Here is a 13078-nt window from a genome sequence, read left to right on the forward strand (position 1 = left end):
ATCGGGTCGTCAGGCACCCGCGAGCACATCACGGGACAAAAGAGTCACGTGATCACGGGAGGGAAAGAGATCGCGACGCGAACGCCAAGGGCGAGCGTCAGCGACAGTGGATGTCGGCCACGCACAGAGCGGTCACGCCGATGAGCGCCAGCTCGATGGCTGCGCGAGTGGAGGCGTGACGGGACGACATGTGCAGAAATATGGATGATCTCGCTGCACATGTCAATGTGACGTCCGAGTCACCTGTCAACTCCCGGGGTATGCCCAGGCGTTGGCCCGGCAGTGGATCCCGTCGTGGTCGAGGAACTTGGTCTGCTGCTGCATGACCGGGGCGAGCTCGCCGTCCTTGTCGCAGGTCACATGGCCGAAGCCGAGCCGGTGGCCGACCTCGTGATTGATCAGCATCTGCCGGTATTCGAGGATGCGGTCGTCGCCGTACGTCTTCGAGCCCTGGGCCCACCGGTAGGCGTTGATCATGACGCGCTCGGTGGAGGCCGAGTCGCACGAGACGTTGTCCTCGGTGGTGTCGAGTCCGGACTTGGCGCACCAGTCGGCGGTGGTGCCGGGGCTGGCCAGTGTGATCACGAAGTCCGGCTTGCCGGTGTAGATGCGCTCGAAGGTGCGGGCGCCGCCGTGGGCCCAGCTCCGCTCGTCGTTGAGCGTCTTCTGCACGGCCTCGGCGAACAGCTCGCCGTCCAGCCCGAGCCCCTTCTCGACGTCCACGCGATAGGTGAACTTCTGCCCCTTGCCCGGCGCCTTGGCGACTCCCGGTATCGCGTCGAACTTGCCCGGACCCCTGAGGGTCGCGCCGAGCGGGTAGGTCACGGCCATCTTCTGGCCGTACGTCAGCGGCGCCACGGCCTCGGAGCCGGACTGCGTCGGCCGCCCGTCGCCGCGCGAGGCGGAGTCCCGGGCGTCGCGCGCCTGGTCGGTGGCGGACTGCGACTGCGTCTCGCCGTCGTCCCGCCCCTTGGCGACCTGGCCGGCGACGACGACCGCCAGCACGGTGACGACGGCGGCCGCGGCTATCCCGGTGAAGGTCCGCCCCTTGCCGCCCTCCGCGGAGGCGGGCTCGCCGGTCGGCGGAGCGTCGTCGTCGACGTCGGCACCGCTCCTGGTGTCCCAGTCGGTGACGGAGGCGTACGGGTCGGAGGCGTGCGCGGTCTCGGCCGTCCGGGGCGCGAAGACGTCGACGTCCTCGCCGAAGGCGTCGACGTAGTCCTGCCGGGGCCCTTCGGAGCGCGGCGCCCGCCGGGGGCGCGGGAGGGGGACGCCGGGCGCGGGCGGCGCACCGGCCGCCCCCGGAGCGCCATACGTTACTCCGGTACGGCCCCTCAACTCACCCCAGCCACCACCGGGTTCACGCTGCTCGGGGTGACTGCCGCGGGCCTGGGGGACGCCGTGCGCGGGGGTCCCGTCCGCGAACCGGGGCACGCCCTGGGCGGGGGTCCCGTCGGGGAACCGGGGCACACCACGGGCAGGGGTGCCGTCGGAGAACCGGGGCACACCACCGGCAGGGGTCCCGTCGGGGAACCGGGGCACACCCCGCGCGGGCGTGCCGTCGGGCAGCCTCGGGAAACCGTGGGCCGGGGTGCCGTCCGGCAGCCTCGGGACGCCGTGCGCGGGCGTGCCGTCCGGGAACCCCGGGAAACCGTGGGCGGGTGTGCCGCCGGGGAAGCCCTGCGCGCCGTACGGCGGCGTCGGCGTCCCCTGTCGTCCGGGAGCCGGTCCGGGGCGAGGCCCGGGAACCCGCGCGGGCCCGGCTGCCGGCCCCGCGCCGGGTGCGGACGGGCCCCGCTGGGCCGCGCCCGGGTCCGGCTGTGCCCCCCGGGAGCCCTGTCGTGCGGTTGTGTCCGCGGTGTCGCGTTTCGCGCCCGACCCACGGCGGCTGTGGCGTCCCACGTCGCGCCTCAGCCCCCAGCCTTCTCGGTCGCCCCGTCACCGTCACCGGCGACGGCGGCCCGCTCCCGCGGGTCCACGGCCTGCGCCTGTCCCGTCTCCTCCAGGAGTCCGCGGAACGCCCGGGCGACGACCTCCGGGTACTCCATCATCGCCACGTGGCCGGCGTCCGGCAGGCTCAGCAGCCGGGAGTCACGGAAGCTCCGCGCGGCCTTGCGGCTCATGCGGTGGCCGACGAGCTGGTCCCGGGCGCCGTAGATCAGCAGCGTCGGCGCCAGCACCCGCTCGGCCTGGCGCCACAGCGCGTGCTGGCCGCCCAGTGTGTAGGCGTTGACCAGCCCGCGCGCGGAACGCGTCATCGCGTCCCAGAAGTACGGCAGCTGGAGCCGGCGCTCCATCTCCTCGACCGCGTTGCGGAATCCTTCCGGCGTGGCCCGCCCGGGGTCGCCGTAGCAGAGGTGCATCACGCCGCGGACCCGCTGCTCCGCCGTCCATCCCCGGGTCAGGCGGGTGAAGAGCGCGGTCACCCCGGGCACCGAGAGCAGGGCGGTCGGCACGGCGGTGCGCTGGACCCGGAGCTCCGGCAGCGCGGGCGACACGAGGGTCAGGGTGCGGACCAGATCGGGACGCACCGCGGCCACCCGGGTGGTCACGGCGCCGCCGAGCGAGTTGCCGAAGAGGTGCACGGGGCCGCGGTCGGAGGCGTCCAGATAGCGGATCACCGCGCGTGCGTGCGCGGTGATCGAGTAGTCGCCGTCGTCCGGTGGTGGCGAGTCGCCGAAGCCCGGCAGGTCGACGGCCTCGCAGTCGACCTCGCCCTCGAGCTGCTCCATCAGCGCCGACCAGTTCTGTGAGGAACCGCCGAGTCCATGGACGTAGAGCGCGGGCGCCAGCCCTTCGCGCGCGGGCGGTCTCGACCGCACCGTCAGCGTGATCCCCGGCAGTCCGACCGAACGCAGCCGCTCGCCCTCCGCGACCCGGACGGTCGCGACCTTGGGGAGCACGCTGGCGGCCGGCGCGGACGGGAGCTCGGTCGAAGACATGCGGCAATGTTACGAGACGATCACGCAGTGGTTCATGTGTTCGCCGTCACAAGTCGTCACGTACATGGCATCCGCAGGTGCGAGACGCCGGCGCAGATCCCCGCGCGGATCGCATAGCGTCCGAAACCGGTGTCTCCTAGGCTCGTACGCAGGGCACCCGGATGTGGACCCCTGCTTCGCCCAGGGACGCTGTCCCCCCGGGGACGTTCTAGGAAGGGAGCCCGCCATGGCCGTCGATCCGACCGACCCCGACACGTTCGTGGACGAGGACACCGACGAGTCCGAGGAGTTCGACGTCGAGGCCCCCGCGGCCGACGCGGCCGAGCAGCAGGCCGATGTCCGGCGCGACCGCGACGACACGCTGACCGGCGCGGACCGGGACCGGGCGAACGAGGCCGATCTGATCGAGCAGGCACGCGTCGTCTCGATCGACGAGGACGACTACCGGTGACAGGGAACCGACCACCGGTGACAGAGAACGACCGCGGGTGACACCGGACGACCACCCGTGAGAGTGCCGCTGAGCAGGAGAGAGGCCGTTTGCTGCCCGCTCTGCCCAGGTTTCAAACTTTGTGCGCGACTTTCGCCACCGTCCGGTCCGTGAAATTCTGCGCTCGCACCGCGCACACCAGGGTTACCGAAAAGTACGATGGCGGCGCGGCGCACACCGCATGTGGACGACATTGGGAGGCGGCGTGACAGCCATCGAGCAGACAGAGGCGGCACGCCCGCGAGGCACGCGCCTGCCGCGCCGTGCCCGACGGAACCAGCTGCTGGGCGCCGCCCAGGAGGTCTTCGTCGCGCAGGGCTACCACGCCGCCGCGATGGACGACATCGCCGAGCGCGCCGGCGTCAGCAAGCCGGTGCTCTACCAGCACTTCCCGGGCAAGCTCGACCTCTATCTCGCGCTGCTGGACCAGCACTGCGAGTCCCTGATCCAGGCCGTACGCAACGCGCTCGCGTCGACGACCGACAACAAGCAGCGCGTACGGGCGACCATGGACGCGTACTTCGCGTACGTCGAGGACGACGGCGGTGCCTTCCGCCTGGTCTTCGAGTCGGACCTGACCAACGAGCCCGCCGTGCGCGAGCGCGTCGACAAGGTCACGAACGAGTGCGCCGAGGCGATCTGCGAGGTCATCGCCGAGGACACCGGTCTCTCGCGCGCCGAGTCGATGCTGCTGGCCTCCGGCCTCGGCGGCCTCGCGCAGGTCGTCGCCCGCTCCTGGCTGCACAGCGACCGCAGCGTCCCGCGCGACCAGGCGGTGCAGCTGCTGACGTCCCTCGCGTGGCGCGGCATCGCCGGCTTCCCGCTGCACGGCATCGAGCACCACTGACGCCCGCTCGCCCCCGGGCACGTTTGTTCCCGCCTCCTGTTCGCTGTTGGCGTTCTTGGTCGGAGCGTGTACGTCCCCTCACCGGGCTAATGTGTGCTGGGTACGGCGCGGAAGGTCGCGCACTTCACTGACCGTCGGAGGGACATAGCCGTGGAGGTCAAGATCGGCGTGCAGCACGCGCCCCGCGAGATCGTTCTGGAGAGCGGTCAGAGTGCCGATGAGGTCGAGCGGGCGGTGTCCGAGGCGCTGGCCGGGAAGACGCAGCTGCTCAGCCTCGTGGATGAGCACGGCCGCAAGGTCCTCGTCCCGGCCGACCGCCTCGCCTACGTGGAGCTCGGCGAGCCGGCTCCGCGCAAGGTGGGCTTCGGCGCCCTGTAACAAGGCGCCCACGCGGCAGACATCACGGGAGGGCCCGGCGACACAGGTCGCCGGGCCCTCCTGTTTTCCCGTCCGTCGTGTCTCCACGAATGGCGCACAGCCCTCTCACAGAGGAGGATTGCATTCCGCAGGTCAGGGGTATGACGGGCTACGACCGTTTCGAGCCGGCCGGCCATGTGGGAGGGACCCCAACATGCTCTTGGAAGCGATCAGCTCCGCGATCCTCGGCCTTGCCCTGGCGTGGGCTGCCGCGCGCCGTCTGCCGCACCGGCTGCCCGCCCGCTCGCTGGTCCTCCCGACGGGTGTCGCAGGCGGCCTCTTCGGCGCCTTCATCACGCACACCGCGCTCGACTTCGGCAACCTCTTCGTGATCCTGATCGGCGCGGCGGTCGTCTCCGCCGCCTCGCTCTCCCTGCTGGTCCGCCCCGCGGGAAGACTGCGCCGCCACTCGGCGACCGCGTAGACCCCGAGGACCGGCCGCCCGACCGCTGACGCCACCGACCGGCGACCACCGGGGCCGATCACCGGCCCCGGGGCCCGTGGGAGCTACGCCGCGAGGCCCAGCGCGGCCATCCGCTTCGTGTGGGCCTCGGTGATCCGCGAGAACATCTTCCCGACCTCGGCGAGATCGAAGCCGTCCGCGACCCCGCCCACCAGCATCGTGGAGAGCGCGTCGCGGTCGGCGACCACCCGCTGGGACTGCGACAGGGCCTCGCCCATCAGCCGCCGCGCCCACAGGGCGAGCCGCCCGCCGACGCGCGGATCGGCGTCGATCGCGGCCCGCACCTTCTCGACGGCGAACGACGCGTGCCCGGTGTCGTCGAGCACGGAGAGCACCAGCCCGCGGGTGTCGGAGTCCAGGCGTGCCGCGACCTCCCGGTAGAAGTCACTGGCGATCGAGTCGCCTACGTACGCCTTGACGAGCCCCTCCAGCCAGTCCGAGGGCGCCGTCTGCTTGTGGAACCCGTCCAGCGCGGCGACGAACGGCTCCATCGCCTGCGTCGGCTCGGCACCGATCTCGGTCAGCCGGTCCCGCAGCTTCTCGTAGTGGTGGAACTCGGCCGACGCCATCTTCGCCAGCTCCGCCTTGTCCGCCAGCGTCGGCGCCAGCTTGGCGTCCTCGGCGAGACGCTCGAACGCCGCCAGCTCCCCGTAGGCCAGCGCGCCGAGCAGGTCCACGACAGCGGCCCGGTACTGCGGATCGGCGGAGGCCCGCGCCCAGTCCTGGGCGGCGACCCCGGTGTGTTCGACGGCGGTCTCGGAGGCGTCAGAGGTGTTGTCAGGCGTCGTCATGAAGCGCACAATAGCCCGCTCATCGCGTCACGGAAGTCCCTGGTCAATCACTGTGACGCCGACTACGTGACCAATTCGGCCATCGCATGTGCGCGTTTCCGGGGTATGGTGGTAATGCGCCCGCTGAGTACTTAGACGTATCTCGACGGGCCGCACGTTATGAGGATGCCCGGTCGGTGGCCCGATCGGCTCCGACCCGACAGCCCTCCCCGGCCGTACGGCACTGTGCGTACGGCGACCGGAGGGACACCCTCAGCGGTACGAGCGCTAGAGCGTCGGCAGTGGTCCCGTGCCCTACGGCCAGCCCGTAAGGCAGCCGACGTCCCCGGCACGGTCCGTCAAAGACCCCCCGCGCTCGCCTCGCACCGCGCACACAGAAGAGGCAGCACCCTGACTACGACTTTCCGAGAGCTCGGAATCCTTCCCGAGACCGCTGAGGCCCTTGAGGCCGTCGGCATCATCAACCCCTTCCCCATCCAGGAGATGACCCTCCCCGTCGCCCTCTCCGGCACGGACGTCATCGGCCAGGCCAAGACCGGTACCGGCAAGACGCTGGGCTTTGGTCTCCCGCTCCTGGAGCGCGTCACCGTCCCCGCCGACGTCGAGGCCGGCCGCGCCGAGCCCGAGGCGCTCACCGACGCCCCGCAGGCGCTCGTCGTCGTCCCCACGCGCGAGCTGTGCACGCAGGTCACCAACGACCTGCTGACCGCCGGCAAGGTGCGTAACGTCCGCGTCCTCGCGATCTACGGCGGCCGCGCCTACGAGCCGCAGGTCGAGGCCCTGAAGAAGGGCGTCGACGTCATCGTCGGCACCCCGGGCCGGCTGCTGGACCTCGCGGGCCAGAAGAAGCTCAACCTCAAGCACATCAAGGCGCTCGTCCTCGACGAGGCCGACGAGATGCTCGACCTGGGCTTCCTGCCCGACGTCGAGAAGATCATCAACATGCTGCCGGCCCGCCGCCAGACCATGCTGTTCTCGGCGACCATGCCGGGCGCGGTCATCGGCCTCGCGCGCCGCTACATGTCGCAGCCCACCCACATCCGCGCCACCGCGCCGGACGACGAGGGCGTGACGGTCGCGAACATCGCGCAGCACGTCTACCGCGCGCACAACATGGACAAGCCGGAGATGGTCGCGCGCATACTGCAGGCCGACGGCCGGGGACTGGCCATGGTCTTCTGCCGTACGAAGCGCACGGCGGCCGACCTCGCCGACCAGCTCCAGCAGCGCGGCTTCGCCTCCGGCGCGGTCCACGGTGACCTCGGCCAGGGCGCCCGCGAGCAGGCGCTGCGCGCCTTCCGCAACGGCAAGGTGGACGTCCTCGTCTGCACCGACGTCGCCGCGCGCGGCATCGACGTCGAGGGTGTCACGCACGTCATCAACTACCAGTCGCCGGAAGAGGAGAAGACGTACCTGCACCGCATCGGCCGTACCGGCCGCGCGGGCAACACGGGTACGGCGATCACGCTGGTCGACTGGGACGACATCCCGCGCTGGCAGCTCATCAACAAGGCGCTGGAGCTCAACTTCAACGACCCGCCGGAGACTTACTCCACGTCCCCGCACCTCTTCGAGGAACTGAAGATCCCCGCGGGCACGAAGGGCGTTCTGCCCCGCTCGGAGCGCACCCGCGCCGGGCTGGCGGCGGAGGAGGTCGAGGACCTCGGCGAGACCGGCGGACGCGGTGCGCGCGGTCGCGGTGGCCGGGGCGGCCGGGACGAGTCCCGTTCGTCCTCGCCGGACCGTGAGCGCTCGGCACGTACGCCGCGTCGCCGTCGCCGTACGCGCAGCGGTTCCCCGCTTGACGCGACGTCCGCGCCGGCCAACGGCTCCGCGACCGTCGAGGAGAGCACCGAGGCCGGCCCGGCCGAGTCGCGCACCCCGCGCCGCCGTCGCCGCACCCGTGGCGGAGCGGTGTCGGAGGCTGCCCCGGCGACGACCGCCGCCGAGGCCGCGGTCGAGACGGCCGAGGGCCCGTCGCTGGACACCGCCGACGAGACCCCGGCCAAGCCGCGCCGCCGCCGCACCCGCAAGTCGGCGGAGCCGCAGGCGACTTCGGCCCAGGTCGTGGCTCCCGAGGCGGAGGCCGTGCAGGTTTCCGAGCCCGCCGTGGCGCAGGTCGCGGAGGCCGAGGAGGCGCCCGCCACCAAGCCGCGCCGCCGCACCCGCAAGGCGACGGCTGCGGCCGAGGCCGCCGTCGACACCGTCGAGGCCGTGCAGGAGGCCCCGGAGGCTGCGGAGACCAAGCCGCGCCGCCGGACCCGTAAGGCGACGGCCGAGGCCGCCGTCGACACGGCCGAGGCCGTCGAGGCCAAGCCGAAGGCACGCCGCACCCGCAAGACCGCGGCCGCTGTCGAGGCCCCCGAGTCCGCCGACATCCCGGCCCAGACGGCCCAGGAGCCGGAGGCCGCCGAGGCCAAGCCGCGCCGCACGCGCAAGGCGACGGCCGCCGCGGAGACCGCGGTCGACACCGCCGAGGCCGTCGAGGCCAAGCCCAAGGCACGCCGTACGCGGAAGGCCGCGGCCACCGCCGAGGCCGCCGTGGACACGGCCGAGGGCACGGAGGCCAAGCCGCGCCGCACCCGCAAGGCCGCCGCCACGACCGTGGCCGAGCCGGAGGCCGCCGAGGCCAAGCCGCGCCGGACCCGCAAGGCGACGGCCGCCGCGGAGACCGCCGCCGACACGGCCGAGGCCGCGGAGGCCAAGCCCAAGGCACGCCGCACCCGCAAGACCGCGGCGTCCACCGCGGCCGGCGAGGTCGCCGACATCCCGGCCCAGGCCACGCAGGAGCCGACGGCCACGGACGCGCCGGCCCCGCGCCGCCGCACCCGCAAGGCCGCCGCCACCGCGGAGTCCGCGACCGGCACGGCCGAGGCCACGGAGGCCAAGCCCAAGGCACGCCGCACCCGCAAGGCGACGGCTGCCGCGGAGCCGACGGAGAGCTGATCTCCCGTACGACGGCCCGGTCCCACCTCGTGTGGGGCCGGGCCGTCGGCGTCTCATCGGTCGGTTGGGGCAGGGCGAGCGTCGGTCGGCCGGTGCAGGTCGCCCCTGCCGACAGCCTCGGTCGGCCGAGGCAGGGCGCTCCTGTCGGCACGGCTCGGCAAGTTCGAGCCACCCGCCACCCCGGCCCCCGCACGCGGCGCTCAGGCAGTTCAAGGACACCCGCTACCCTCCCCCTCGTGACCTCCCAACCCGCCTTCACCCCGCCGCCGAACGCCCGCGCCTACTTCCTCGACACCTCCCGCGGCGCCTTCGCCGTCGTCGACCACCCCGTCGCGCCCGGTGTCGAATCCCGCGGTACCGCCCTCCTGCTCCCCGGATTCACCGGCAGCAAGGAGGACTTCACGCTGATGCAGGAGCCGTTGGCGGCACGCGGTTACCGCACGATCGCCGTGGACGGACGCGGGCAGCACGAGTCGGACGGCCCGGAGGACGACGAATCCGCCTACGCGCGGGGTGAGTTGGCGAAGGACGTGCTGGCGCAGGCGGAGGCACTCGGCGCCCGCGACACCCCGCTCCACCTCTTCGGCCACTCCCTGGGCGGCCAGATCGCCCGCGCGGCCGTCCTCATCGACCACACTCCGTTCCGGTCACTCACCCTCATGGCATCGGGCCCCGCGCAGATCTCCGACTCCCAGCAGCAGCGCGTGAAGCTCCTGCGGGACGCGCTCGCGGTGATGACGATGGCCGAGACCTGGGAGGCGATCCGCGCCATGGGCCCGCCCGAGGAGGTCGGAGGCCCGGCCAAGGGCATCGGCGGCCAGGACCTGCTGCGGCGCCGCTGGCTGGGCACGAAGCCCGCCCAACTCCTCGCCACCGGAGGTCAGTTGACCACGGAACCGGATCGCGTCGACGAACTCGCCGCCCTCCCGCTGCCGTTCCACGTCCTGTCGGGCGCCAGCGACGACACCTGGCCGGTCCCGGTGCTCGACGACATGGCCGCCCGCCTGAAGGCCCGCCGCACGATCATCCCCGGCGCCGAGCACTCCCCCAACGCCGACCAGCCCCTGCCCACGGCCGAAGCGGTCGCCGACTTCTGGGACAGCGTGCGGGAGACCGGGAGCGACGAAGGGTCCGACGCCTAGTACTGCGCCTGAAGGTGCTCCCAGAACCCGTCCCGCAGTGCCCTGCGCAGGTCCGCCTGCCCGCGCAGCGAGTACTGGAGCAGGCCCTCCGCCTCCACCAGCAGGTCCTGGTCCACCGATCCGGGCAGGTAGGGGTGCCCGGGGAGCAGTTCCACGAGTGACTCCCGGCCGCGTGCGGCGAGCCACTTCGCCGCGATCTGCGCGCCGACGAACCGCACGTCCTCCCGCGTGGGCCGGGTCCCCACGGCCTCGTAGGCGGCCGTGCGCCGGGAGACGTACGGCTTGAAGAAGTCGAGGTCGAAGGTGCGCTGGCTGTCGACCTCCCAGAGCAGCGGCTCGGCCTGGTTGCGGCCCTCCGGCGCCTCGATCCCCCACAGGTGCACCCGCGCCCCGTACCCCTGCGCCGCCTCGACCGCCGACACCAGGTCCTCGTCACCGCCGAGCAGGGCCGCGTCGCTGATGGCGCGGTGCCTGGCGAGGGACTCCAGGTCGGTCCGGATCAGGGAATCGACGCCTTTCTGCTGGTTGTTGGCGTTGAGGTTGCCCAGCCGCACCTTCACGTCGGGGAGTTCGGCGATCGACTGCTGCTCGGCGGTGTGGATGCGGCGCCGGGCGCCGTCGTACCAGTAGACGCGCAGCAGCCGGCTGTCCGCGAAGATCGTGCGGGCCCGGTCGATGAGCGCCTCGATCAGCCCCTCGGCGTCCAGGTCGAAGGCGCGGCGGTCCTCGGTCCCGGCGACCAGCCGTCCCGCGGCCGCGTAGAGGTAGCCCGCGTCGACGAAGATCGCATGGGTGGAGGGCGTCTTCGCCACCTCGGCGAGCATGCGTTGCAGCAGCTCGTTGGTGCGGTCGATGCGGGCGGAGAGTGCGCCGGGGTCGTCGTTCATCGCCTCCATTGTCCCGGCGGTCACGCTGCGAACACAACCGGTCCCGGTCAGTCTCCTCTTGATCGTCGGGCAACCCCTTACCGGTCAGTAGTTAGTCGTTCGAAAAATTTCTTTAGCGTAGGGAATGTTTGTAACGTGAAGCACGTTGTCTAGGTCTGTAACCGAGTAGTTCTCCGCAGGAGGATGACCAGACGAAGGGAGAAGCCATGCGCTTCGAAATCATGCGACTCGACGAGTTCGACGGGACCCCCGTGGACAGCACCGTCGTGGACGCCGCCTCCGTCAACCGGATCGTTCAGCAGGCCGCCGCGACGGGGCAGCGGCTGTGGATCCGACCCGCCGAGACCACGGCCTCGTAACAGCCGCGGATCACTTCAGAAGCTTCGAAGCCCCCGTACGCCACTGACGGCGTACGGGGGCTTCGCGCATGCGGGCCCGCACACGGACCCGAGCGCCACGCGTCCGCGGCTCAGGCGCCCTGGATCACCTGGGTCACGCCGTTGATGATCTGCTGCACGGCGATCGCCGACAGCATCATGCCCGCGAGCCGGGTCACGAGGACCACGCCGCCGTCCTTGATGACACGGATGATCAGCAGCGAGTACCGCATCACGAGCCACAGCACGACATGGATGGCGACGATCGCCGCCCACACCGACACCTGCGTGGCGGCGCTGTCGGCCTTCTGCACGGCGAGGATGACCGACACGATCGCACCGGGCCCGGCCAGCAGCGGCATGCCCAGCGGGACGAGGGCGACGTTGACGTCCTTGGTCTGCTTCGGCTCGTCCGTCTTGCCGGTGAGCAGGTCGAGCGCGATCAGCAGGAGCAGCAGCCCGCCCGCGATCATCAGCGCGGGGACGGAGACATGCAGGTAGTTGAGGATCTGGTGGCCGAGGAGCCCGAACACCGCGATCACCCCGCCGGCGACACAGACGGCCTGGAAGGCCATCCGCTTCTGCACCTTGGCCGGCCGGCCGGCGGTGAGCGCGAGGAAGATCGGGGTGATCCCGGGGGGATCCATGATGACGAACAGGGTCAGGAACAGGGAGCCGAAGACGGCGACGTCGAACATGCGTGTGGGGCCTTGCGAGGTGAGTGTGAACGCGCGGCGGGCAGCGCGGAGCATGCCGCTACCGCTGTGGGCAGTTGTTCCGCGGATGGGAACGGACGGGCACGACCGGCGGCGCCGGGTGCCCCGAAACGAACGTGAAGGTGATCGACCTGGGCGTCAGGACCTAGATCCCGCCGGCTCCCGGCACGGGGAACGCCCCGGTCGCCCGTCGCGTGATCTCGCCGTACACCTCGGGATCCGTCGTGTACTCACCGAGCACGCAGGTCTTGCGGCTGCCGTGGTAGTCGCTGGATCCGGTCGGCAGCAGGCCGAGCTCCTTGGCGAGCCCGCGCAGCCGGGCGCGGGTGTCGGGTTCGTGGTCCATGTGGTCGACCTCGATGCCGTCGAGGCCGGCCGCGGCCAGCTCGGCGATCGCGGACTCCGGAACCGTACGGCCGCGCTTGCTCGCGGCGGGATGCGCGAACACGGTCACCCCGCCCGCGGCCTTGACCAGCCGGATCGCCTCGAACGGGTCGGTCTCGTGCTTCGCCACGTAGGCCCGCCCGCCGTCGGCGAGCCAGTCCTCGGTGAAGGCGTCGCTCACGCTCGGGACGACCCCGAGCTCGACCAGCGCGGAGGCGACGTGCGGCCGCCCGACCGAGCCGTCACCGGCGATCCGCAGCACCTGCTCCCAGGTGACGGGCACGCCCAGTGCGTTGAGCTTGGCGACCATGCCCTGGGCCCGGGGCACCCGGTCGTCCCGCACGAGCTCCCGCTCGGCGAGCAGCGCGGGCTCCTCGGGGTCGAAGAGGTAGGCCAGCATGTGCATGCTGATGCCGTCGATACGACAGGACAGCTCGGCGCCGGTGACGAGCGTGAGCCCGTCCGGTAGCGCGGCGATCGCCTCGGCGTACCCACGGGTGGTGTCGTGATCGGTGAGCGCCACGACGTCCAGCCCGGCCGCGGCGGCATTGCGTACCAGCTCACCGGGCGTGTCCGTGCCGTCGGAAGCGGTGGAGTGGGTGTGCAGATCGATACGCACGCGAACTCCAGACGGGGACGGCAGGAAGTGGACGCTCAAGGATAACCAGATTTTCAA

General features: G+C 71.9%; 14 protein-coding genes. 7 read left to right on the top strand and 7 right to left on the bottom strand.

Annotation, left to right across the window (positions count from 1 at the left end; genetic code table 11):
* Positions 1–97: 97 nt before the first annotated feature.
* From CP983_RS45075 to CP983_RS14880, 3 genes are read right to left on the bottom strand one after another with little or no spacing between them, the layout of a single operon-like run.
* Positions 98–190, bottom strand: a complete 93-nt coding sequence (locus CP983_RS45075; RefSeq protein ID WP_312025441.1) for an Ms4533A family Cys-rich leader peptide — start codon at positions 188–190, stop codon at positions 98–100.
* A 56-nt stretch (positions 191–246) separates the two neighbouring features.
* Positions 247–1902: a DUF3152 domain-containing protein gene (locus CP983_RS14875; protein WP_150499859.1), complete on the bottom strand. Its 1656-nt coding sequence runs from the start codon at positions 1900–1902 to the stop codon at positions 247–249.
* 8 nt (positions 1903–1910) lie between these two features.
* Positions 1911–2942: an alpha/beta fold hydrolase gene (locus CP983_RS14880; RefSeq protein WP_150499860.1), complete on the bottom strand. Its 1032-nt coding sequence runs from the start codon at positions 2940–2942 to the stop codon at positions 1911–1913.
* A 226-nt stretch (positions 2943–3168) separates the two neighbouring features.
* Between CP983_RS14880 and CP983_RS14885 the strand changes: the two genes are divergently transcribed.
* The 4 genes from CP983_RS14885 to CP983_RS14900 all read left to right on the top strand — a co-directional run bounded on the left by CP983_RS14885 (position 3169) and on the right by CP983_RS14900 (position 5120).
* Complete coding sequence (locus CP983_RS14885; protein ID WP_107903095.1) at positions 3169–3393, top strand: hypothetical protein; 225 nt, start codon at positions 3169–3171, stop codon at positions 3391–3393.
* 244 nt (positions 3394–3637) lie between these two features.
* Positions 3638–4279, top strand: coding sequence for a TetR/AcrR family transcriptional regulator (locus CP983_RS14890; protein WP_125527064.1), 642 nt, complete (start codon positions 3638–3640; stop codon positions 4277–4279).
* A 150-nt stretch (positions 4280–4429) separates the two neighbouring features.
* Complete coding sequence (locus tag CP983_RS14895; RefSeq protein ID WP_030954031.1) at positions 4430–4657, top strand: DUF3107 domain-containing protein; 228 nt, start codon at positions 4430–4432, stop codon at positions 4655–4657.
* 193 nt (positions 4658–4850) lie between these two features.
* On the top strand, positions 4851–5120 hold the full coding sequence (locus CP983_RS14900) for a hypothetical protein (RefSeq protein WP_030954030.1): 270 nt from the start codon (positions 4851–4853) through the stop codon (positions 5118–5120).
* An 83-nt stretch (positions 5121–5203) separates the two neighbouring features.
* Here the strand turns inward: CP983_RS14900 and CP983_RS14905 are convergent, their stop codons facing one another.
* Complete coding sequence (locus CP983_RS14905) at positions 5204–5959, bottom strand: ferritin-like fold-containing protein (protein WP_107903099.1); 756 nt, start codon at positions 5957–5959, stop codon at positions 5204–5206.
* Positions 5960–6433: 474 nt separating this feature from the next.
* On the opposite strand from CP983_RS14905, the gene CP983_RS14915 reads away from it, so the two are divergent.
* Together CP983_RS14915 and CP983_RS14920 are read left to right on the top strand one after the other, a co-directional pair.
* Positions 6434–8896 (top strand): DEAD/DEAH box helicase, encoded by a 2463-nt coding sequence (locus CP983_RS14915; RefSeq protein WP_150499861.1) that lies wholly within the window; start codon positions 6434–6436, stop codon positions 8894–8896.
* A 236-nt stretch (positions 8897–9132) separates the two neighbouring features.
* On the top strand, positions 9133–10038 hold the full coding sequence (locus CP983_RS14920; RefSeq protein WP_150499862.1) for an alpha/beta fold hydrolase: 906 nt from the start codon (positions 9133–9135) through the stop codon (positions 10036–10038).
* Here CP983_RS14920 and CP983_RS14925 read toward each other — a convergent pair.
* Complete coding sequence (locus CP983_RS14925) at positions 10035–10925, bottom strand: NYN domain-containing protein (protein WP_163016830.1); 891 nt, start codon at positions 10923–10925, stop codon at positions 10035–10037. The genes CP983_RS14920 and CP983_RS14925 overlap by 4 nt on opposite strands.
* Before the next feature lie 206 nt (positions 10926–11131).
* Between CP983_RS14925 and CP983_RS14930 the strand changes: the two genes are divergently transcribed.
* Positions 11132–11284, top strand: a complete 153-nt coding sequence (locus CP983_RS14930) for a hypothetical protein (protein WP_093747204.1) — start codon at positions 11132–11134, stop codon at positions 11282–11284.
* A 110-nt stretch (positions 11285–11394) separates the two neighbouring features.
* On the opposite strand, the gene CP983_RS14935 is transcribed toward CP983_RS14930, so the two are convergent.
* Together CP983_RS14935 and CP983_RS14940 are read right to left on the bottom strand one after the other, a co-directional pair.
* Positions 11395–12000 (bottom strand): MarC family protein, encoded by a 606-nt coding sequence (locus CP983_RS14935; RefSeq protein ID WP_150499863.1) that lies wholly within the window; start codon positions 11998–12000, stop codon positions 11395–11397.
* A gap of 163 nt (positions 12001–12163) precedes the next feature.
* Positions 12164–13021, bottom strand: coding sequence for a PHP domain-containing protein (locus CP983_RS14940; RefSeq protein WP_150499864.1), 858 nt, complete (start codon positions 13019–13021; stop codon positions 12164–12166).
* Positions 13022–13078 lie beyond the last annotated feature (57 nt).

This window comes from Streptomyces chartreusis (assembly GCF_008704715.1).
Taxonomy (GTDB): Bacteria; Actinomycetota; Actinomycetes; order Streptomycetales; family Streptomycetaceae; genus Streptomyces; species Streptomyces chartreusis.

Coding starts and splice junctions, on each gene's coding strand:
- CP983_RS45075 (WP_312025441.1), bottom strand. CDS start 190: ATGTCGTCCCGTCACGCCTCCACTCGCGCAGCCATCGAGCTGGCGCTC.
- CP983_RS14880 (WP_150499860.1), bottom strand. CDS start 2,942: ATGTCTTCGACCGAGCTCCCGTCCGCGCCGGCCGCCAGCGTGCTCCCC.
- CP983_RS14885 (WP_107903095.1), top strand. CDS start 3,169: ATGGCCGTCGATCCGACCGACCCCGACACGTTCGTGGACGAGGACACC.
- CP983_RS14900 (WP_030954030.1), top strand. CDS start 4,851: ATGCTCTTGGAAGCGATCAGCTCCGCGATCCTCGGCCTTGCCCTGGCG.
- CP983_RS14915 (WP_150499861.1), top strand. CDS start 6,434: ATGACCCTCCCCGTCGCCCTCTCCGGCACGGACGTCATCGGCCAGGCC.
- CP983_RS14925 (WP_163016830.1), bottom strand. CDS start 10,925: ATGAACGACGACCCCGGCGCACTCTCCGCCCGCATCGACCGCACCAAC.
- CP983_RS14930 (WP_093747204.1), top strand. CDS start 11,132: ATGCGCTTCGAAATCATGCGACTCGACGAGTTCGACGGGACCCCCGTG.
- CP983_RS14935 (WP_150499863.1), bottom strand. CDS start 12,000: ATGTTCGACGTCGCCGTCTTCGGCTCCCTGTTCCTGACCCTGTTCGTC.